The organism is Maribacter ulvicola, from assembly GCF_900155985.1.
Taxonomy (GTDB): Bacteria; Bacteroidota; Bacteroidia; order Flavobacteriales; family Flavobacteriaceae; genus Maribacter; species Maribacter ulvicola.
Genome location: NZ_FTMA01000001.1, coordinates 118764 through 140392, shown reverse-complemented (window position 1 = coordinate 140392; position 21629 = coordinate 118764). Strand labels below are relative to the sequence as shown.

Below are 21629 nucleotides of genomic sequence, written 5' to 3'. Positions count from 1 at the left end.
ATATAGATAGATATGGATGGTATTGAAATATTAGGTTTAGTAGCCGCAACATTTACAACTGGAGCGTTTGTTCCACAGGTATATAAAACCTGGAAGGAGAAATCTACCAAAGACATTTCGTTTACGATGTACACTATTTTATTGATAGGTGCTATAATGTGGATTGTTTACGGATTTTCATTACAGAGTTTACCTATCATAATAGCAAATCTTGCAACTGCAGTATTACTGTTAATCATGCTTATTTTAAAAGTAAGGCACAAGTAAAACTACCCCTTAAAGAATAGGGGTAAATATAATATTTAAATGATTTAAGCTATCAACCCTTTCGTTTTGTCAATTTAAAGTTTAATGTATGCACAATTAATTTAAATTGACGAGTCATGATTGTTGGCATTCCAGAAGAAATTAAAAACAATGAAAGCAGGGTGGGTATGACATCGGTCCAAGTTTTTGAATTGGTAAAGAACAGCCACATAGTATATGTCCAATCAGATGCTGGTGAAGGCAGCGGCTTTTTAATCAGGATTATTAATAGGCAGGTGCCATAATACTAGATACCATTGGTTGAGTTTACGCCATGAGCGAAATGATCGTTAAGGTGAAAGAGCCAATAGACGAGGAATATATTTTAATTCAAGAAGGGCAAATACTATTTACATATTTCCATTTTGCATCAAGCGAAGCTTTAACAAGGGCAATGATTAAGCAGAAAGCGGTTTGTATAGCCTATGAAACGGTAGAAGATGAAGAAGGTACATTGCCACTTTTAACGCCTATGTCTGAAGTTGCCGGTAGAATGGCTATTCAGCAAGGCGCCAAATATTTAGAGAAACCTGTCAAAGGGAGAGGTGTGTTGTTAGGCGGAGTGCCAGGTGTTGCTCCGGGGGAAAGTTTTGGTGTTAGGTGCTGGTGTAGTGGGTATACAGGCTGCTAAAATGGCAGCAGGTTTAGGGGCTCACGTAACTATTTTAGACGTGAACATAAAACGTTTATGTTACGCCAATGATGTAATGCCGCCACATGTAGTAACAGAATTTTCTAATGAGTTTAATATCAGAAGACTTATAAAAACCCATGATCTAATTATTGGTGGGGTGCTATTGAAAGGAGCAAAGGCGCCTAATCTAATTACTAGGGATATGCTGAAAGAAATGAGACCCGGAACCGTAATTGTTGATGTAGCCGTAGATCAGGGAGGCTGTGTAGAAACTACAAAACCTACCACGCATGAAGACCCTATTTATATAATTGATGATGTGGTACATTATTCGGTAGCAAATATGCCGGGTGCGGTGCCTTATACATCTACCATGGCGTTAACTAATGTAACATTGCCGTTTGCTTTAAAATTGGCAAATTTAGGATGGGAGGAAGCTTGTGAGAAAGACACATCTTTAAAGAAAGGATTAAATATAATAGAAGGAAATGTAGTGTATCAAGAAATTACGGAAGCCTTTGGTTGGTAAAAAATAGTTACTTGGCTAGTACATTTTGTCAGTAAAATATGCCTCGCTATAATCAAAAGGAATTTGGCGGGGTTTTTGCTTTTATATCTAAAGATTCTTAAAGGAAATTACGGATCTTTAGTATATTTAATCGATTTAAAAATTGAAATGTTATGATGGGATATTATATATTGCTCGGAGCAATTGCTTTGGTCAGCTGGTTAGTAAGTAATAAGTTAAAAAGCAAGTTCAAGTATTATTCAAAGGTCCATTTGCAAAATGGAATGAGCGGGGCTGAGATTGCTGAAAAAATGTTGGCAGATCATGGTATACGAGATGTAAAGGTTGTCTCTACGCCGGGTATGTTAACAGATCACTACAACCCTGCAAATAAAACAGTAAACTTAAGTGAAGGGGTGTACGGTCAAAGAAATGCTTCGGCAGCTGCAGTGGCCGCACATGAATGTGGTCATGCTGTACAGCATGCAGAAGCTTATGAGTGGTTGGGCTTGCGTTCAAAATTAGTACCGGTGGTTAGCGTAACTTCTGGGATGTCTCAGTGGGTGGTTTTTGGAGGTTTAGCTTTAGGTGCCGCTGCAGGAGTGGGCTTTGGATATTGGGTGGCCGTTGCTGGTTTGATTATGATGGGTATGGCTACATTATTTAGCCTGGTAACGTTACCAGTTGAATATGATGCAAGTAATAGAGCGCTGGCATGGTTGAAAAATAAGCATATGGTAACATCGCAAGAATATGAAGGCTCTGAAGATGCTTTGAAATGGGCTGCACGTACATATTTGGTTGCTGCAATTGGTTCATTGGCAACCTTGGTATACTGGGGGCTTCAAGTGTTTGGTGGTAGAGATTAATTCTTAATTGTAATATATAAAAAAGGGAGCTAAATTTATTTAGCTCCCTTTTTTTATTAAAGCGATTATAAGCACTTTATTGAACGTTCATTTACTATTTAATGCGCTCATCAATTAATTTGATGGCAATACCTTCTCTTCCCATAACTTCAAATAAGTCAAGAATGTCTCTCATTGATTTCTCCTCTTCTAGTTGTTCTTTTACGAACCACTGTAGGAAATTTTCAACAGCATAATCTTCTGTTTTTTTCGCTAATGAAATTATTTTATTGATAGATTTCGTAACTGCGATTTCTTGCTCTAAAGCGGTTTCAAAAATTTCCTCTAATGAAGAAAAGTCATGGTTTATATTAGATATTTCTGGCGAAATAGCATTACCGCCACAATCATTAATGAATTTAAATATTTTCATCATGTGCTCGCGCTCTTCGCTTGCTTGTCTATAGAATAATGCTGCACTACCTGAATATGAATTCTGATCACACCATGAAGCCATTGCTAAATATGATGAAGAGGCTTTACCTTCCATTTGTATTTGGTCATTTAGGGCATCTAAAGAAGTGACCTTAATGCTCATGTTTAATCTTGCGATATCTTTCATTACTTTACTATTTTATATAAAAGTAGTAACTATATAATGAATTATAGAATTTGCGTCTCTATTTGAAATTAATTTAAGACTAATTATAAATAAGGAGGAAGGTGAAGTTAAATTGTTCTACTTGCAATCTGATCTATATCAATGGTCATGAAGCTACATTCAACCAAAGATTTTAAATCTAGTAATTCTAATGTGTTTAAAATAAATAGGTGCTCTTTGTTACAAAGCATTAATATCTCAAAACCATGTTTGTTTAGGTCAGAATCAAAATGATCTTCAATAGCAATATTTCGCACTTTAGTTCTTAAGGCCAGAAATTGGCAAAAGGATAATTTAATGGTCTTTTGATCCATGTCCAAGTAATGACATTTTTCCTTATCGGACTGATAAAGGGTATAGAATTTAGAACGGAAAACCACTTTCATAGTTCAAAATTAATGCTTATTTAGATTAAATCAAAATATTAAATAGTGATTTGCCTGTCAATTTGTTGTGCTAAAGAGATAAAGGTCTCTGTCCTTGAGATACCTTCTATGGCTTGAATTTCTTTGTTTAGTACTTGCATTAAATGTTCGTTGTCTCTACACAATACTTTAATTAGAATAGACCAGTTACCGGTAGTATAGTGGCACTCCAATACTTCGGGAATTTTTTCTAACTGCTTTACGGCTATAGGATTGCTCATTGCCTTGTCCAGATAAATACCGATATAGGCCATAGTGGTATACCCTAAAGATTTAGGATTGACAATGAATTTAGAGCCAGATAATAAACCTGAAGCTTCTAGTTTTCGTAAACGTTGATGAATGGCAGCGCCAGATATTCCAATACTTCTTGCAATTTCAAGCACCGGTTTACGCGCATCTTGCATTAAAAAGCGTAAAATTTTTTTATCGATACCGTCAATTTTGGCCAAAGAAGTGGGTGTTTTCATATGTTATAAAATCTATTGCCTCAATCTAACGCTGTGTGGTCTGCTTTTGGTTCTATTTATTATTTGCAAGCAAGCCTGGTAAAATTAAATTATTAATGAGGGTTTAAAACATAAATGTACTTAATTGGTTGCAATTTGATAGTTAAAAAGTGCTAATTGACTATGGAATTTGGGTTATAACCAAGATAAGGAATTTCATATTCCTTAAAGTTAACTCCGTAATCTTCAAGTTCTTTTAGTATTGGTTCGTATACTTCTTTAGAAATAGGTATTTGTACTCCGGGCGTAGTTATTTCTCCGTTCAATATTTTTAAAGCAGCCATGGCTACCGGTAGACCTACGGTTTTTGCCATTGCAGTAAAGGTTTGGTTCTCTCCGGTAACTACGAGTTTAGAATCTATTTGTTTCTTTTCGCCATTGAGCTCGTAACCGAATTTATGATACATAACGATCATATCTTTCTCATCGGATTTTAGCGTCCAACTGTCTTCAAGAATCTTTTGAAGGGCTTGTGCGGGCGTAGCATTTGGTATTCCTATTAATTTATTCTGGTCAAAAATATTCAATTCTAATAATTTATCCCAGCGGATATCATCTTGATCTAATTTTAGATAGTGTCTAAGTTTTAGTTCAACAGCATCTGTAGGTGAGTAAGGTAGAAATAGATTGATAAACTCTCGGTAGCTCATTCTTTCTGAATTTTCTATAGCATACGTATCGTCGGTTGCTCCTAATTGAACGAACATATTCCATGCTTTTGAAAATCCTACGCGGCGCATGGTACCTCTATATATAGTTAATGCATCTTGCAATTTGTATGCTTCTTGGTAGTTCAAAGAATCGCGGTTGGCATATCCTTCAAAACGACCATATCCTTCAATTTCAAAGAATTCGGTACGTCTAAACAAGCGATGGTATGGTATGTATTTATAAGTGCCTTCCTGAATAAATTTTGCGGTACCTCCTTGCCCAGCGAGAACTACATTTCTAGGGTTCCAGGTAAACTTATAGTTCCAAAGGTTGTTATCATGTTCCGGAGCTACGAGTCCGCCACAGAAAGATTCGAACAAAATAATTTTACCCCCTTTATCCCTGATACGATCAATCACCTGCATGGCACTCATATGATCTATGCCGGGGTCTAATCCTATTTCATTCATAAATACCAAGCCTGCGTCTTTCACCTGTTTATCTAGCCCTAATAATTCTGGACTTACATATGATGCCGTTACCAAGTGTTTTTTTAGGCGAACACAATCTTTTGCAACCGTTATGTGAAAACGCGCGGGAAGCATAGAAATAACGAGATCCATATTTTTTATAGCTTTTTGCCTTAGGGTGTCGTCAAATATATCTAGAGCAATGACCGTACAATGAGGATGCTGGGCAATTGATGAGGGAATTGCAGCCGGATTAATATCACCAATGGTAATTTCTAATTTTTCTGCTTTCGCTTTTCCTAAAAGATAATCTAATAAATAGGAGGTAGATTTACCTGCGCCTATAACAAGAATTTTTCGCATCATACGATTTCAGTATTTTTGATGGGTAACGATTTACTAAGGTATCAAATTGTTACATTTATAAAAAAACTTATCGTAAAAGTTATGAAAAAAACAATTTTAAGTACTGCATGTCTTTTTGGAATGTTGGCGGTGCTGTTTGGTGCTTTTGGTGCACATGGGTTAAAAAATTTGGTTGATGCACAAGCTGTAGCCACTTTTGAGACAGGGGTAAGATACCAGATATATCATGCTTTTTTCTTGTTTGCGCTTGGTTTATTACCTTATGAATATGTAAAATCGAAGAAAACTATATACATATGTACGGTACTAGGTGTAGTGTTGTTTTCTTTTTCTATTTATCTATTGTCCTTGAATTCTTTGGTTGCATTTGATTTTAAAGTAATAGGAATAGTAACTCCCATTGGTGGTCTGTTCTTGATAGTGGCATGGGCACTTATGGGTTATGGAATATTAAAATCAAAATTTATAAATTAGAATGTAAATAGGTCAATTGAGCATATAAATAGCGTATTTTCAACGTATCAATGGCATTTTCATGACTAAAACTAAATTATTGGGTCTTGTCTTGGGTCCACTTTCATTTGTATTCATTCTATTATTTTTTCGTCCGGACGGACTTTCAGAGCAAGCAAATGCTGTTTTGGCATCTACCATTTGGATTGCCATTTGGTGGATTACAGAAGCAATACCAATTGCCGTAACTGCATTATTGCCTTTGGTGCTGTTCCCATTATCTGGTGGATTGGATTTGTCGTCTACATCTGCTTCTTTTGGTCATAAATATGTATTTCTATATATGGGCGGTTTTATCATTGCCATTGCTATAGAAAAATGGAATTTACATAGAAGAATAGCCTTGAATATTATCAACCTCATTGGTTCAGATGTTAAAAAGATTATACTAGGTTTTATGATGGCAACCGCTTTTCTGTCCATGTGGATTTCAAATACGGCAACTTCTGTTATGATGCTGCCTATTGGTTTGGCGATCATAAAACAATTACAAGATAACCCAGATACCGTAGAAGATGAAAATCAGACTTTTGGTAAGGCACTTATGTTAGCGATAGCCTATAGCGCTTCTATTGGTGGTGTGGCAACACTTATAGGTACACCGCCAAACCTAGTTTTGGCAGGAGTAGTTTTAGATACTTATGGTTATGAAATTACTTTTATGCAATGGTTTGTCTTTGGGTTGCCCATAGCTATAATTTTAATTTTCATTTGTTGGAGATATTTAACCAAGTATGCCTTTAGCTTTAAACAAAAATCTTTCCCGGGAGGAAAGCAAGAGATTAAACGCTTGTTGTCTAATCTTGGTAAAATATCATATGAAGAGAAAGTGGTGGCGTTTGTATTTGCATTAACTGCGTTCTGTTGGATCACGCGGTCTTTTCTATTACAAAAAATATTACCCGGATTGGATGATACTATCATTGCCATATTTTTTGCAATTGTATTGTTCTTGATTCCCTCAAAGAAAAAAGGAGAGCAACTGATCAATTGGGAGGAAGCTGTAAAAATGCCATGGGGAATTATTCTTTTGTTCGGCGGCGGTATGGCGTTGGCAAAAGGGTTTGAAATTAGTGGGTTGGCAGTTTGGATCGGTAGTCAAATGGCGTCATTGTCCGGGTTGCCAATAGTTTTTCTGATTTTAGTATTGATAGCAGCGGTAAACTTTTTGACGGAGATAACATCTAACCTGGCAACAACGGCAATGTTGTTGCCAGTTTTAGCTCCTATGGCGTTGACCATAGATGTGCATCCGTTTGTTTTAATGGTAGGTGCCGCGGTTGCTGCATCATGTGCTTTCATGCTGCCAGTAGCTACGCCGCCAAATGCTGTAGTCTTTGGTTCGGGTTACCTTAGAATACCCGATATGGTGGGCAAGGGGTTCTTTATGAATATTATTTCTATCATAATATTAACCTTTTTCGTATATTTTGTACTCCCAGAGTTGTGGGATATTTCAATAAATAGTTTCCCCGATAAATTTAAATAAATGAAACTATTACTTATTCCAAATAAATTTAAGGGTTCCCTGACCAGTGATGAATTTTCAAATGCTTTTATTTCGGGTGTGGAAAAGTCGGGAGTTTCTTTCTCTTACAGTTGTATAAAATTATCTGATGTTGGTGACAATTTTTTGAATGTGGTGGCCTATTATAAGCCGTGTATATCAATGCAGGTTATTAGTACGAATCCGTTAGGAAAACGAATACAATCCTATTATCTGTACAGTCAGCAAAACAATGCGGCATACATTGAGTTGGCAAACGCTTCAGGTAAACAGCTGTTGATGAAAGAAGATCGAAACCCAATGTTGACCACTACTTATGGCACGGGTATTCAAATAAAAGATGCAATCGAAAAAGGGATAGAGCATATTTATATGGGATTGGGCGGAAGTGCTACTGTTGATGGAGGTATTGGTATTGCGAATGCTTTAGGATATGTCTTTTTAAATGAGGAAAGAGAAGAATTGGATGCTATTGGGGCAAGTTTACAATTAATAGATAGTATTGATGACGCAGCAGTTTCTTCAAATGTAAGGCAGGTAAATTTTTATGCGGTCAATGATATATCCAACCCCTTATTTGGTGAAAACGGTACCTCTTATCTCTATGCTGGGGAAAAAGGGGCATCTGATGTTATTATTGAAGATTTGGATAGAGGACTTATAAATTTAGACAAGATAGTTTCTAAACAATACAGTGTACAAAATGGAAAATTACCTGGAGCAGGAGCTGGTGGAGGTACGGGGTTTGGGTTGAAATCTTTTTTTAATGCCGATATGTTAAGTGGTGAAGATTTTATTCTGGAACTTTCAAGAGTTAAGGATGTACTGGCTCTGGGTGATGTAGATTATATAATTACAGGAGAATGTAAAATAGATGGGCAATCCCTCTGCGGGAAATTGTTACAGGGAATAATTTCTTTAGGAAAAAAATACAATACTCCAGTAATTGTCATTTGTGGAAAATCAGAAATTTCTAAAGACGAATTAGAACGACAGGGCATTTTTGATGTCGTAGAGTTTCATGATGAGTTTAGGGGTAGCGAGTATAATATGCGCCATGCAGCCCAGCTTTTAATTGCAAGAACTGCTGACTATTTTGCCAAAAAATAAAAATTTTTTAGGCAGCATTTTGTTTGTGTTTTTATTTATTTCATAAAATAATCACATTTAATTACGAATAATAAATTTAATACAAGGTATTTTTATTAAAAATGAATTAAATGCAATAAAGTACTTGCGGATATTTTTTATTTATAGCAGATTTTTAATTGAATTCGTATTTCGACGATGAATGAAACTAATTGGACTCTGAAAATCAGTGGTTCAGCATTTATTTTTTTAGCTTTACATGAACAAATTTTCTAAATCATGAAAAGCTCAATGACAAATGCGAATACGATATCCCTGAAAAAATATGGGATTACACACGCCAATTTTCATTATCAGGAAACTCCAGAAAATCTCCAAAAAGCCACTCTAGAAATGGATATGGGGGTTGAAGCCAAAAACGGAACACTGGCGGTCAATACCGGTGAATTTACCGGTAGGTCCCCTAAAGATAGATTTATTGTCAAAGATGATATAACCAAGGGTAAAATTTGGTGGGGAGATATAAATATTCCATTTGAAAAGAAAAAATTTGATGCCCTATACACTAAGGTAATCAGTTATTTAAACGAAAAAGAACTTTTTGTTAGAGATAGTTATGCATGTGCAGACGAAGATTATAGATTAAATATACGTGTGATCAATGAATATCCTTGGTCAAATATGTTTGCCTATAATATGTTTTTGCGTCCTACCAAAACAGAATTGGATGATTTTACACCAGAATGGACGGTAATTAACGCTCCGGGTTTTATGGCCAATGCAGAAGTAGATGGCACAAGGCAACATAATTTTGCAATCTTAAACTTTACCGATAAAATTGCTTTAATTGGAGGAACAGGGTATACGGGAGAAATCAAAAAAGGTATTTTTTCTGCTTTGAACTTTATTTTACCAGTATATAAGCAAACTTTGCCAATGCATTGTTCTTCCAATGTTGGTGAAGATGGTGACACGGCAATCTTTTTTGGATTATCAGGTACGGGAAAAACAACTTTATCAACAGACCCAAATAGAAAATTAATTGGCGATGATGAGCATGGCTGGACAAGTAGAAATACAGTATTTAACTTTGAAGGTGGTTGTTATGCAAAGGTAATTAACCTATCTGAAGAGCAAGAACCTGAAATTTACAATGCGATCAAACCAGGTGCAATTCTTGAAAATGTGGTTTTAGATGATAAGGGAAATGTAGATTTTGCAGATACTTCCATAACCCAGAATACAAGGGTTAGTTACCCAATTCATCATATAGATAACATTCAACAACCATCAATTGGCAAGAATGTAAAGAATATTTTCTTTTTAACTGCAGATGCTTTTGGTGTGCTGCCTCCAATATCTAAGCTTACCCCTAGTCAGGCCGCATATCACTTTATTTCTGGCTACACGGCTAAGGTTGCTGGGACAGAGGCAGGTGTGGTAGAACCGGTGCCGTCGTTCTCTGCATGTTTTGGTGCGCCTTTTATGCCATTGCACCCAACAAAGTATGCTGAAATGTTGAGTAAAAAAATGAAAGAATCTGGGGTAGATGTATGGCTTGTGAACACAGGCTGGACAGGAGGTTCTTATGGTGTTGGTACTAGAATGAAGCTGAAGTATACTAGGGCAATGATCTCAGCTGCATTAAACGGTGATTTAGGACTGTATTCTTATGATAAGTACCATATTCATTCCGTATTTGGTGTGGCGCAGCCTAGAGAGTGTCCGGGCGTGCCAACATCTGTATTAAGTCCAAGGGCAACTTGGAACGATGATGAGAAATACTATAACACTGCATTTAAGCTGACAAACGCCTTTAGGGAAAACTTTAAAAAGTTTGAAAGTTATGCCAGTGAAGAAATAAGAAGGGGCGGGCCACAGCGGTACGCATTTTAAGAGATAAAAAAAGCCTTGCAATGCAAGGCTTTTTTTATGTTGTTATTTGAGCACGCTATTTATTTACACTCATAATATATTTCTGTAACGCCATGGTCATAGAAGGTGTTTCGGGTGTTGGTGCTTTGATATCTATACGTAACCCGGCATCTGTTGCCGCGTCTACTGTAGAGTTTCCAAAAACAGCTATTCTTGTTTCTTTTTGATCAAAATCAGGAAAGTTCTGTAATAAAGACTCTATACCGGAAGGGCTAAAGAAAACCAAGATGTCATAATATACATTTCTTAAGTCAGAAAGGTCGCTAATTACCGTTTTATAAAAAATAGCCCTTTTCCAATTAATGCCTAATGACTCTAAGGTTTCAGGTACATCGGGTTTAAGTACATCTGAAGAAGGTAATAAGAATTTTTCATCTTTATATTTCTTGATCAAGGGTACTAAATCTGAAAACAATCTTTTTCCTACGTAAATCTTACGTTTTCTATAGACCACATACTTTTGAAGGTAATAGGCAACCGCTTCAGACTGGCAGAAGTATTTCATAGAGTCAGGTACTTTGAAGCGCATTTCTTCTGCAATTCTAAAGAAATGATCTACTGCGTTTCTACTTGTTAATATTATCGCAGTAAAATCATTTAGATCTATCTTTTGTTGACGTACTGTTTTTGCGTCAACTCCTTCTACGTGAATAAACGGTCTAAAATCAACCTTTACTTTCTGTTTGTCAATAAGCTTGGAATAGGGGGAGTTTTCCATTTTCGGCTCAGGTTGCGAGACCAAAATCGTTTTTACTTTCATATGCTGCACTATTTTAGAAAGCTTCCCATAATAACTAAGGGTGCAATTTCGAGTGTGCAAAGGTACAAAATAAAATAGAAAAAATAGCTGCTTATGAATTTTTGATAATTCCTGAGGACTGTTACCCAACCAATTATATTGATAGCAAAAAATAAGAAGAGGGCAATTATTATTACAATGCGAGAATTTATAAAAACATAGCTTAAAAATACATTTGCAATAAAAAGAATAATACCAGAATAATTAAGGTAGGTTAGTTTCTTAAAAATCAACTCGTTAAAGGTGTTGTAGGAATTAAAAATAAATCCGTTAATTAATTGCGCCATTGTTTTTGCACTAATAAATAGGAAAACAGCTGCAAGGAGTATCGGAAAAATAAAAGGTTTTTTTGCTTCTGTAGGATTTAAATAAGAGCACCAAATAAAATAAATAAATAATGCGGTATTTATGATTTGGAAGATGCTCATTAGTAAATGAAACCAATTAAATAGTTTTTCTTTCTTGGTGTACATGGAAATGTACTTATTGTTGAAAGGGAGTATGACAAAATTTAAAAAGCGAGAATAATAGATGCTTTTGGCGATAATAGGAAGTAGTAAACTAGCCGCTAGTGTTATGGTGATCCAATCGGTTTGCTCAAAAGTTCTTACAATTGGTTCCATTAATTCACAGGTATTGCTTGTCCGTTTAGCCCGTATAAAAGGCCATTTTCAGATATTACAACTCTAAAATAGCCAATGTTTTCTTTTTTTGTTTTAGGTAATTGAAATATAAAATTTGTAGTGTCTTGTTGTTTTAAGGTAGTAACTGTGGTTTGTTTAGGTTTAGGTGTCATTTTTAGCGTCTCTACAGGGGTTTTGTAGTTGTCCATATAGGTCACTGCAAATTTTAATTTATTGAGGTCTATAGCTTCTGGATATGGATTATAAATTTTAAGATCAATAGATTTTTCTGAGTTTAAGGTAATAGGGGTGTCTTCAATAATACAACTTAATTTTCGGTAAGACTGAAAGTTAGCTATGTATTTACCTTTGTATAAGCCGCCGTCTTCTTTTTCATAAGTGAAAGTTGGGTTTTTGTCGTATTGAGAGATGTATGCAACGTCTTTACCGCGTATTTGTTCTTCAGAGCCATCTATTGAATATTGATTTTTTCGATACATGAAGTTGTTCAATGAAAAGGTAGGTGTTGCATCGGTATAAAAAGAATACATGGGTGCATTTCTATAGGAGTTTTCAAATATTACAGGTATGTTTCCTACTTCTTCTTCAATGGCTTTAGCCCATTCCTTGTTACCATGACTTTCGTAATGGAAATTAAAAAGTAGCGGTTGGTGGGCAAGTCCCATCCTTAAATAAAGAATTAAAACTGTATTGATAAGACCTAATCTGTAAATCCAGGTTAATGCCTGTTTGTTTTGTAGCATATAGTTAAAAGCAATGACCACAAGTGGAATACAAACAATAATGATCCATTGTGTTTGCACTCTTCTATTGAAGCTAGAAACAAAAAAGAAAATTAGTACACCGTAGGTAAGATAGATAAGAGCCTTGCTGAACAAGTCATTTCCTTTGGTCTTAAACAGCGCTTTGTAGATAAACGGAAAAGTTAAACCGAATATGGCAACTAGATTGACCAAAAAGCCTAAGGTGTATTTTTCAAAGCGGTACGCACCGTTAGGGCGTTCAAACAAATGATATTTTATGGATACAAAATCATTTTCGTATAGCCAATAAAAATGTGGGGCATAGCAGCATAGAGCAATGATAACGGCTAGCCAAGCATATTTGTTCGTAGTAAGTTTAAGGTTGGATAGCAGAACAAAGAATATGACCAGTACAGCATGGTATTTACTATACATCAATGCAGCCATAAATATGCCCAAAAGTATTGCTAAACCTGCAGTTGGTTTTTTAATAAAATATTTATAGGTAAGCAAAAAGCAACTGGTAAAAAATAACAGGGGAGTATCTGGTAATGTAAAAAAACCATAAGCATTAAGCAGCGTCATAGAAAAAACCAGTACAAAAAAATGTTTGATGTAGTCGTTCTTTTTTGGGTTGTCTATCATTAACCAAAGAAGAATAATGTTGATGGCAGATAATACACAACTCATGAAACGTACCCCTAGTTCACCATTAAAAAAGAAACTACTGATTTTTACTAAAAGTGCCACCATGGGCGGGTGGTCAAAATAACCCCATGCCATGTCCTGACTATAATACCAGTAATAAGCTTCATCAAAAATGAGTTGCGTAAAACTAGATTGAATAAGGTTTAAAATGAATATGGCAGCTAGAAAAAAGTAAAACTGCTTTGGAATTTTAGTCAGCATTTGTATAGATTACTTAGAGTCAAAATTACAAATTTAAGGCTTGGTATCTATTTTAAAAATTTCATAAAGGTATTGTTGGTCATTTTAAGACGACTAATAAAACCCTACTTTTGTCGAAATACCTATAATTAACATATGTCCAGTAGTATCGTAATCATACCTACGTATAACGAAATTGAAAATGTAGAGGCTATAATTAGGGCAGTATTTGTTTTGCAGAAAGAATTTCATGTACTTATAGTAGATGATAATTCACCAGATAAAACAGGGGACTGCGTTCGCGGACTACAACAAGAATTTAAGGGGAGATTGTTCTTAGAGACCCGATTAGAAAAGTCTGGCTTAGGTACAGCCTATATTCATGGGTTTAAATGGGCTATAGCAAAGCGTTACGATTACATTTTTGAAATGGACGCAGATTTTTCACATACACCTTCAGACCTTTTGAGATTGTTGAAAGCATGTGAGAATGGAGCTGATTTAGCAGTAGGCTCTAGGTATAAAAAAGGAGTGAACGTGGTAAATTGGCCACTTTATAGGGTATTGTTATCATATGGGGCTTCCGTATATGTAAAGTTGATAACCGGAATGCGTGTAGACGATCCTACCGCAGGTTTTGTATGTTATAAAAGAAAAGTATTAGAAGCTATAGATTTAGATTCGGTTCGTTTTGTAGGCTATGCATTTCAAATAGAAATGAAGTTTAGGGCGTACTTAAAGCATTTTAAAATAGAAGAAGTTTCCATTATTTTTAGAGATCGAGTATTAGGGAAATCCAAAATGAGTTCGTCAATTATAAGTGAGGCTATTTGGGGTGTGTTTGTAATGAAAATGAGAAGTCTTTTTTTGAAAAATAAGTTTTAATTATGGGTAAGATTTTATTGAAAAACGGAATAATTGTTAACGAGGGAGTAGCTCAGGAAAGTGATATTCTAATTGTTGATGACCTTATTGCGAAAATAGGAAAAGATATATCTGATGCAGATGCAGTGGTAATTGATGTTTCCGGTAAGCATATATTGCCGGGTATTATAGATGATCAAGTTCATTTTAGAGAGCCAGGTCTTACCCATAAAGGAACAATAGCAACAGAAAGTAGGGCGGCACTTGCAGGTGGTATCACTACATTTATGGAGCAACCCAATACAACACCGCAAACAACTACTATAGAAAAGCTAGAAGAGAAATTTGCCACTGCGGCAAATACTGCTTTTGCCAATTATTCTTTTTTGTTCGGTGGTACCAATGATAATCTTGAAGAATTAAAAAGATTAGATAAAAATGCTTGTTCAGGTATCAAATTGTTTTTAGGTTCTTCTACGGGAAATATGTTGGTGGACGATGAAAAAGTCATTGAGAATATTTTCAGTAATACAGAAATGGTTATCTCTGCACACTGTGAAGATGAAACCACCATTCGTGAAAATTTGGCTAAATATAAGGCGGAGTACGGAGATGCTATTCCTTTAGAACTTCATCCTATCATAAGAAGTGAAGAAGCTTGTTACCTTTCTTCATCTAGGGCAATTGCTTTGGCCAAGAAAACAGGAGCTAGATTACATGTGTTTCATTTGTCTACCGGAAAAGAAACGGATCTGTTCCGTAATGATATTCCTTTAGAGCAAAAGAAAATTACGGCAGAGGTTTGTATTCATCACCTATGGTTTTCAGATGCCGATTATGCAAACAAAGGCACTTTAATAAAATGGAACCCCGCAGTAAAAACGGCTAAGGATAGAGATATGCTTTGGAATGCGCTATTAGATGACAGAATAGATGTCATTGCTACCGATCACGCACCTCATTTATTAGAGGAAAAGGACAATGTGTATACAAAAGCACCTTCTGGCGGACCGTTAGTGCAACACGCGTTAAACGCCATGCTGGAGAAGGTAAAAGAAGGAAAAATTACCTTAGAAAAACTGGTGCAGAAAATGTGTCATAATCCCGCAATATTATTTCAGATAGAAAAGCGTGGATATATTCGTGAAGGTTATTATGCAGATTTAGTAGTGGCAGACTTAAATAATCCTTGGACCGTTTCCAAAGAAAATATCGCCTATAAGTGCAAATGGTCTCCTTTTGAGGACACTACATTCTCTTCTAAAATTGTACACACTTTTATAAACGGACATTTAGGGTATAGTAACGGACAGTTTTCTGAAGAACGAAATGCAAAAAGGCTAACATTCAATAGACCATGAAGCACTTATTATTTTTAGTGGCAATATTTTTATTGGTTTCTTCATGTACCGAAGAATTAATAGAAAAACCCGATAATTTAATACCGGAAGATAAAATGGTATTGATTATCAAGGAAATGGCTATTGTTAATGCCGCAAAAGCAACCAATTTGGGGAAGCTTAGAGAAAATGGTATAGAGCCAACATTTTTCATATTTAAGAAATTTGAAATTGATAGTGCCCAGTTTGTAAATAGCGATAGGTATTATGCATCAAAACCTTTACAATATGAGAATATGTACAAAAAGGTAGAGTCTGATCTAGAAAAGCAACGTTTACAATTAGAAGCAGAGAAAAAAATTAGAGACAGTCTAAATATGGTTGAGAAGACAAAAAAGAAGGATATCAAAATTATAAAGAAAGACCCGGTATCGTCTAAGAGTGTTCAGAAATAAACAGTTTAGAAGAGAATTTTATTTGTTCGTCCAAACTATCAAACTCCATACCCAATGTATTCTTAATTTTTTCATTGTTAAATGTTGTGGGGTGTTTTAATCCGTAAATAGTATTTTTTGTAATAGTTCTAGGGCTTCCGGTAAGTATATTTTTAATTATATCTGCAATCTTACCAATTTTTAGTTGCCAAAACTTCAGAGCCTTTGTAGGTGGTTTTTTATCCATGGCCAAAGCTATCTTTTTCAGTATTTGTTCATAGGTCAAATTTTTGGCTACGAGAATAAATCTTTCGTTATAAATATCGGAATTCATAAGGGCGATCATAATATTGGTGACATCGTTTATGGTTACAAATCCTGATCCACCAGGCGGGTAATAATTATATCCTTTTGCGGCGGTTGTAAAAAAGGAACCACTGCCACTATTCCAAAATCCCGGTCCAAGAATAACGCCCGGGTTTACGATGACAACTTCTAAATTCTCTTGGGCACCACGCCAAACTTCCAATTCGGCTAATTGTTTGGTTATGGCATACGGATTAGTGTTTTGGCGTATCCATTCGGTTTCTTCGTCTGCTTGTTCACCGTTTAAGGTTCTGCCTATGGTGCCAATTGTGCTAACATGACACAATTTTTTGATACCTTCCGCAATACAGATATTTACAATATTGGCGGTGCCTTCACGGTTAATTCGTTCCAGTTTTTTAAAATCTGACGGATTAAAAGAAATATAAGCGGCACAATGGTATACGTGGGTAATATTTTTAAGTGCATTTTCTAAAGAGGGGATATCTAAAATATCTCCCTGTACCCAATCAATTCTATTGAATAGAGTTGTGGAGTTATCAGAATAATAAGAGAAGATTTTTTTTACCTGAGCTAGCTTGTCCTTTGATCTATATAATGCACGAATTTTTTCATGATCCATTGACAATTTCAATAGCAAATGCGACCCCACCAACCCTGTACCTCCTGTAACTAATACCATAATTCAAATTTAAGGAATACAGGTGATTAAATTCATGCTTTAATCTTCTGTGTTCTGGCAAGAATTAAATTTATATTTGCAATTCAATTAAAATTAAGGAAGAGATGACAAATTTTGTCAAAGAGTTAGAGTGGCGCGGAATGTTACATGACGCAATGCCAGGCACAGAAGAACATTTATTAGAAGGTATGCAATCTGCTTATGTAGGTATTGATCCAACGGCAGACTCTTTACATATAGGTCACTTGGTAGGGGTAATGATGCTTCGTCATTTTCAATTGGCAGGGCACAAACCATATGCTTTAATTGGTGGTGCCACAGGTATGATCGGTGATCCATCTGGTAAATCTGCGGAGCGTAATTTGCTTGATGAAGAAACCTTACGTCATAATCAAAATGCTTTGAAAGCTCAATTGGCTCGTTTTTTAGATTTTTCTGGAGATGAGGCCAATGCGGCTGTTTTAGTCAACAATTATGACTGGATGAAGAATTTCTCTTTTTTGGAATTTATTAGAGACGTAGGTAAGCATATTACCGTTAATTATATGATGTCTAAAGATTCTGTAAAGAAGAGACTTACCGCAGAAGCAAAAGAAGGGATGTCCTTTACTGAGTTTACCTACCAAATGGTACAGGGTTATGATTTTCTTCATTTATATAGAGAACATAACTGCACCTTACAAATGGGTGGTAGTGATCAGTGGGGTAATATTACCACGGGTACAGAGTTAATAAGAAGAATTGCCGGTGGTAAAGGGTATGCTTTAACCTGTCCTTTAATTACCAAAGCAGATGGTACCAAATTCGGTAAGACAGAAGGTGGTAATGTTTGGTTAGATGCAGAAAGAACATCGCCCTATAAATTCTACCAATATTGGTTGAACACATCAGATGAAGATGCTGATAAATACATTAAGATATTTACGTTGCTAGGTCAGCAAGAAATAGAAGAACTAGCAAAACAACATGCTGAAGCTCCGCATTTAAGATTGTTACAAAAGCGATTGGCAGATGAGGTTACCGTTATGGTACACTCACAAGAAGACTTGGATAATGCCGTACGTGCAAGTGAAATCTTATTTGGCAAGTCTACCGCACTAGATTTAAAAGGATTGAATGAAAAAACTTTTTTAGAAATATTTGAAGGCGTACCACAAGCAGAGCTTTCTAAGTCTGAGTTAACAGATGGTCTTGACATGATAGGGGCCTTAGCGGCTAAAACTAACTTTTTGGGTTCTAATGGTGAAGCAAGAAGAGAATTGAAGCAAAACTCTATTTCTGTAAATAAGGAAAAAGTAAAAGAAGACTTTTTAATTACCAAAGATGATTTGATCAATGATAAGTTTGTGCTATTGCAAAGAGGTAAGAAAAACTATTTTGTATTGGTTTTGAAGTAGTTTTTATTGTATTTATAGAATAGGTATCCCTTTAATTTTTTAAAATAATTAAGGGGATACTTCGTTATAGAACAGAAACCCCCGTATTATGATCAAGAAATATATTTCCGTTATCTGCTTGTTTGCACTAGTTACTGCATGTGATAAACTAGATGAGTTGACAAAGTTTAACATGGAATATAGCCAACGCGCCACTATACCTTCATCTGCAGGAATAGATTTGCCTTTTGATGTTTTTACTCCGGAAATGGAGACGAATTCAGCATCTACTTTTGAAGTCAATGATACCAGAAAGGACCTTATTGAAGAGATTAAGTTGACCAAATTAGAGTTGGTTATTATATCACCAGATGCTGCGGATTTCAGTTTTTTAAACGCTATAGAAGTATATATTTCTGCCGATGGTTTAGAAGAAATTAAAATTGCATACTTAGAGGAAGTTCCTGAAAATGCAGGTAGTGTCATTACTTTAGATACTTCAGATACAGATTTAAAGGAGTATATAAAAAAAGATGAATTCAGTTTACGGTTGAATACTGTTACCGATGAGCTCATGAGTACGGATCATGAATTAGAGGTAAATTCTACCTTTTTTGTAGATGCAAAAATATTAGGACTGTAATTTAAGAGGCTGTTTACGCAACTATTTTGGAACTTGGACATCTTGTATCTAGTTAATAATCTTGTTGCTATGGAAAGATATTCCGTGTTGTTTCTGTTTTTTGTTTTTCTGGTCTCTTGTGCAAATGATGATAACTTTGGATTAGAGTCTACTCAATTCGCATTTTCGGAACAAAAATGGGTGCTAACTCAAATGTCTGGTAACATCCCAAACTCTGAAACTATAGGTGATGATATGGAGTGGCAAGAATATTACATTTTCTCACCAAAAGGGACATTTTTAAAATCTAGAACTGTGCATGAAGAAGTTACTGAGGCTACGGGTACTTTTGAGGTTGTGGAATATGAAAATGATCTAAATCACTACTTAGAACTTACTTTTGAAACCGAAAAAGAATTAGCGGGCAATTGTACAGGCGATGATAAGGAACTTCTAATCTACAGAAGTTCTACAATGATTTCAAGTTTATGGATGGCCTGTGATGGTCCCGGATTAGATTATTCGCTAAGCAAAAACTAAAGCACCATTAAATTACACCCCCTAATATCAGAATTATCGAATCTGCCTATAATTTCAAAAGTTCCGTTTGGGTTTATTTTTCCTAGATCTTGAGTAGCTATAAAGGAGCAAGAATTGATGTTGGCCAAATCTATTACATTAATTCCGCCAGATTTACCATTGTTTAAATAGCTTAGAGGATCTTCAGTGTCACGTACTAAAATTTTCATCCAATCCGGGCAGTCAAAAATACCATTTCCTTTGGAGTAGGCTTGCGACAAAAGTTCTGTCATTCCGTATTCAGAATGTATATGCTTAACACCAAAGCCCATAGAAAGCAACTCATGTAATTCTTGACGTACAATTTCTTTTCTTCGCCCTTTCATACCGCCGGTTTCCATAATAATGGTGTTGTGTAAAGACATCTGGTACTGCTCGGTAAACTCCAATAATGCAAAAGAAACACCAATGATCAATATTTTGGTATCCGTTTTTTGAAGTTCCCGTAATAATAGGTGCAATTGTTCATATTCGTTTAAAAAGAAACCGCTTTTTGGATGATTGGATTTTTTAATCAAATCATCTGCCATATAAATCAATGAAGAACCTGTACGTTCTAAATAGGAAGGCAGTAGCGCAAGAACACAGTAATCCTTAATATCTCCGTAGAAATACTTAAAAGCCTTTAGATAGCTCTGCTCGTAAAGGCTAAGGTCTGTCACAAAGTGCTTACTGGTCTCGCTACCTGTTGTTCCGCTACTTGTAAAAGTTATTTCTGGGTTATTGGTAGTACTGAGAACATTTTTGGATTTAAAGAACTCTATAGGTAAAAAAGGAATCTGTTCTAAGGTATGAACAGTACTTGGAGCCACATTTAAATAAGAGCAGAAAGCTTGGTAAACCGGGTTATTATTGTACTGAAACTTGAAAATACGTAATGCTTGGGTTAGAAACTCCCCTTCTGTTTGTATATCAAAAATAGCATTGTGTTCCATGTACCTAACCAATTCTGGCAAAGGTACTGAACCAAATTATTTTAATTGTTTTGATATGAGAATATGTAGGTAATTTATTTAACAACAAGTTTTCTGGTAATAGATTTCCCTTGTTCTGTAACTTGAACTACATATACGCCAGGAGATAATTTTGAAATGTTCATGGCCTTTGCAGTCAATTTTTCATTCAATACCAATTCTCCGAAGACATTATAGATTTTAACTTCTTTTAGCGTGTTGTGCTGGCTGGTTACATAAACAATATCGGCAATTACTGGGTTTGGGTAAAGTTTAAAACCAGAAATCTCATCATTGGGTAGGTTGTTAATATGGATAGTGTCTTGGGCATATAAGCCAACGGAAACTACCATAAATAGCATTAAGTAGATTTTCTTCATTTTATTATTGATTTGGGATCAATGATTTAAAGGTAAATAGAAGGGTCATTAGAAAACCTAAAATGTTGTGAAATTTAAAATTATGTAGGTCAATGAAATACGCAAAGTATTTCATCGTGAAAACGTGTAGTTGACCGATAGCGGTTTTTGGTAATTTAGTAGGTATAAGGTATGATAAGTTTACTTTACAATCAACTTACGTGTGCACATCTTGTTTTTTTCAAGAACACGCAATACGTAAACACCGGCATCTAAATCAGAAAGATTTAATTCTTTGCCTAAGATGGTAGTCTTTAGTAACAATGTTCCGAAAACATCATAAATAAAGATTTTTTTTGGGGCGTTTAAGTTGGTGGAAATATATACTTTACCTGTAGTAACCGGATTTGGATACATACTAAAACCATCAATATCTCCATTACTTTGCCCATAGGTAAAGGAGGTGATAATAAAAAAGATGATTAAGTAAAGGTGCTTCATATATAGCTGGTTACAAATGGTATACCACAAATATAGGAATTTAACACACTCTTGTATTTTTGTAAGAGGAGATATTGTGAAAAGATCGATGAAATG

23 protein-coding genes and 1 pseudogene are annotated in these 21629 nt (G+C 35.4%); 13 read left to right on the top strand and 11 right to left on the bottom strand.

The window, feature by feature from the left end:
- Positions 1 to 12: 12 nt before the first annotated feature.
- From BW936_RS00560 to BW936_RS00550, 3 genes and pseudogenes are all read left to right on the top strand, one after another.
- Entirely contained in the window at positions 13 to 267 is a 255-nt protein-coding gene (locus tag BW936_RS00560) for a SemiSWEET family sugar transporter (RefSeq protein WP_076546383.1), read from the top strand.
- A gap of 116 nt (positions 268 to 383) precedes the next feature.
- Positions 384 to 1469 (top strand): annotated as a pseudogene (gene ald, locus BW936_RS00555) (alanine dehydrogenase).
- Between the two features lie 152 nt (positions 1470 to 1621).
- Positions 1622 to 2317: a zinc metallopeptidase gene (locus BW936_RS00550; RefSeq protein WP_076546382.1), complete on the top strand. Its 696-nt coding sequence runs from the start codon at positions 1622 to 1624 to the stop codon at positions 2315 to 2317.
- A gap of 94 nt (positions 2318 to 2411) precedes the next feature.
- On the opposite strand, the gene BW936_RS00545 is transcribed toward BW936_RS00550, so the two are convergent.
- From BW936_RS00545 to BW936_RS00530, 4 genes are all read right to left on the bottom strand, one after another.
- Positions 2412 to 2918 (bottom strand): ferritin, encoded by a 507-nt coding sequence (locus BW936_RS00545; protein WP_076546381.1) that lies wholly within the window; start codon positions 2916 to 2918, stop codon positions 2412 to 2414.
- Between the two features lie 107 nt (positions 2919 to 3025).
- Positions 3026 to 3343, bottom strand: coding sequence for a hypothetical protein (locus tag BW936_RS00540; RefSeq protein ID WP_076546380.1), 318 nt, complete (start codon positions 3341 to 3343; stop codon positions 3026 to 3028).
- A gap of 38 nt (positions 3344 to 3381) precedes the next feature.
- Positions 3382 to 3852, bottom strand: coding sequence for an Lrp/AsnC ligand binding domain-containing protein (locus tag BW936_RS00535; protein ID WP_076546379.1), 471 nt, complete (start codon positions 3850 to 3852; stop codon positions 3382 to 3384).
- A 152-nt stretch (positions 3853 to 4004) separates the two neighbouring features.
- A complete protein-coding gene (locus tag BW936_RS00530; protein WP_076546378.1) occupies positions 4005 to 5378 on the bottom strand; it encodes a saccharopine dehydrogenase family protein in 1374 nt (457 codons plus the stop codon).
- A gap of 81 nt (positions 5379 to 5459) precedes the next feature.
- Between BW936_RS00530 and BW936_RS00525 the strand changes: the two genes are divergently transcribed.
- From BW936_RS00525 to pckA, 4 genes are all read left to right on the top strand, one after another.
- Positions 5460 to 5852, top strand: a complete 393-nt coding sequence (locus BW936_RS00525) for a DUF423 domain-containing protein (protein ID WP_076547920.1) — start codon at positions 5460 to 5462, stop codon at positions 5850 to 5852.
- A 61-nt stretch (positions 5853 to 5913) separates the two neighbouring features.
- The gene (locus tag BW936_RS00520; RefSeq protein WP_076546377.1) at positions 5914 to 7380 is read left to right on the top strand and encodes an SLC13 family permease; all 1467 of its coding nucleotides are present in this window, start codon (positions 5914 to 5916) and stop codon (positions 7378 to 7380) included.
- Positions 7381 to 8508 carry a glycerate kinase family protein gene (locus BW936_RS00515; RefSeq protein WP_076546376.1) on the top strand — a complete coding sequence of 376 codons (1128 nt, stop codon included), beginning with the start codon at positions 7381 to 7383 and terminating at the stop codon, positions 8506 to 8508.
- Between the two features lie 258 nt (positions 8509 to 8766).
- Positions 8767 to 10383: a phosphoenolpyruvate carboxykinase (ATP) gene (gene pckA, locus BW936_RS00510; RefSeq protein WP_076546375.1), complete on the top strand. Its 1617-nt coding sequence runs from the start codon at positions 8767 to 8769 to the stop codon at positions 10381 to 10383.
- A gap of 55 nt (positions 10384 to 10438) precedes the next feature.
- On the opposite strand, the gene BW936_RS00505 is transcribed toward pckA, so the two are convergent.
- From BW936_RS00505 to BW936_RS00495, 3 genes are read right to left on the bottom strand one after another with little or no spacing between them, the layout of a single operon-like run.
- Positions 10439 to 11182 (bottom strand): uroporphyrinogen-III synthase, encoded by a 744-nt coding sequence (locus tag BW936_RS00505; protein WP_076546374.1) that lies wholly within the window; start codon positions 11180 to 11182, stop codon positions 10439 to 10441.
- 8 nt (positions 11183 to 11190) lie between these two features.
- The gene (locus BW936_RS00500; protein WP_076546373.1) at positions 11191 to 11844 is read right to left on the bottom strand and encodes a DUF4271 domain-containing protein; all 654 of its coding nucleotides are present in this window, start codon (positions 11842 to 11844) and stop codon (positions 11191 to 11193) included.
- Complete coding sequence (locus BW936_RS00495) at positions 11844 to 13517, bottom strand: ArnT family glycosyltransferase (RefSeq protein WP_076546372.1); 1674 nt, start codon at positions 13515 to 13517, stop codon at positions 11844 to 11846. Before BW936_RS00495 ends, BW936_RS00500 begins: the two co-directional genes overlap by 1 nt.
- 135 nt (positions 13518 to 13652) lie before the next feature.
- Between BW936_RS00495 and BW936_RS00490 the strand changes: the two genes are divergently transcribed.
- The 3 genes from BW936_RS00490 to BW936_RS00480 are packed head-to-tail and all read left to right on the top strand — an operon-like array spanning position 13653 to position 16155.
- Complete coding sequence (locus tag BW936_RS00490; protein WP_076546371.1) at positions 13653 to 14381, top strand: polyprenol monophosphomannose synthase; 729 nt, start codon at positions 13653 to 13655, stop codon at positions 14379 to 14381.
- Positions 14382 to 14383: 2 nt separating this feature from the next.
- On the top strand, positions 14384 to 15721 hold the full coding sequence (locus BW936_RS00485) for a dihydroorotase (RefSeq protein WP_076546370.1): 1338 nt from the start codon (positions 14384 to 14386) through the stop codon (positions 15719 to 15721).
- Positions 15718 to 16155: a DUF4296 domain-containing protein gene (locus tag BW936_RS00480; RefSeq protein ID WP_076546369.1), complete on the top strand. Its 438-nt coding sequence runs from the start codon at positions 15718 to 15720 to the stop codon at positions 16153 to 16155. Before BW936_RS00485 ends, BW936_RS00480 begins: the two co-directional genes overlap by 4 nt.
- On the opposite strand, the gene BW936_RS00475 is transcribed toward BW936_RS00480, so the two are convergent.
- Positions 16136 to 17143 (bottom strand): NAD-dependent epimerase/dehydratase family protein, encoded by a 1008-nt coding sequence (locus tag BW936_RS00475; RefSeq protein WP_076546368.1) that lies wholly within the window; start codon positions 17141 to 17143, stop codon positions 16136 to 16138. The two genes, BW936_RS00480 and BW936_RS00475, sit on opposite strands and share 20 nt — an antisense overlap.
- 104 nt (positions 17144 to 17247) lie before the next feature.
- Here BW936_RS00475 and tyrS point away from each other — a divergent pair, with 104 nt between their 5' ends.
- From tyrS to BW936_RS00460, 3 genes are all read left to right on the top strand, one after another.
- Positions 17248 to 18540 carry a tyrosine--tRNA ligase gene (tyrS, locus tag BW936_RS00470; RefSeq protein ID WP_076546367.1) on the top strand — a complete coding sequence of 431 codons (1293 nt, stop codon included), beginning with the start codon at positions 17248 to 17250 and terminating at the stop codon, positions 18538 to 18540.
- A gap of 88 nt (positions 18541 to 18628) precedes the next feature.
- Positions 18629 to 19162 (top strand): hypothetical protein, encoded by a 534-nt coding sequence (locus BW936_RS00465; RefSeq protein ID WP_076546366.1) that lies wholly within the window; start codon positions 18629 to 18631, stop codon positions 19160 to 19162.
- 69 nt (positions 19163 to 19231) lie between these two features.
- Complete coding sequence (locus BW936_RS00460) at positions 19232 to 19681, top strand: hypothetical protein (RefSeq protein WP_076546365.1); 450 nt, start codon at positions 19232 to 19234, stop codon at positions 19679 to 19681.
- Here the strand turns inward: BW936_RS00460 and BW936_RS00455 are convergent.
- From BW936_RS00455 to BW936_RS00445, 3 genes are all read right to left on the bottom strand, one after another.
- Positions 19678 to 20655 carry a LuxE/PaaK family acyltransferase gene (locus BW936_RS00455; RefSeq protein WP_076546364.1) on the bottom strand — a complete coding sequence of 326 codons (978 nt, stop codon included), beginning with the start codon at positions 20653 to 20655 and terminating at the stop codon, positions 19678 to 19680. The two genes, BW936_RS00460 and BW936_RS00455, sit on opposite strands and share 4 nt — an antisense overlap.
- Positions 20656 to 20729: 74 nt before the next feature.
- Positions 20730 to 21053: a T9SS type A sorting domain-containing protein gene (locus BW936_RS00450; protein WP_076546363.1), complete on the bottom strand. Its 324-nt coding sequence runs from the start codon at positions 21051 to 21053 to the stop codon at positions 20730 to 20732.
- 180 nt (positions 21054 to 21233) lie between these two features.
- Positions 21234 to 21533: a T9SS type A sorting domain-containing protein gene (locus BW936_RS00445; RefSeq protein WP_076546362.1), complete on the bottom strand. Its 300-nt coding sequence runs from the start codon at positions 21531 to 21533 to the stop codon at positions 21234 to 21236.
- Between the last annotated feature and the right edge of the window lie 96 nt (positions 21534 to 21629).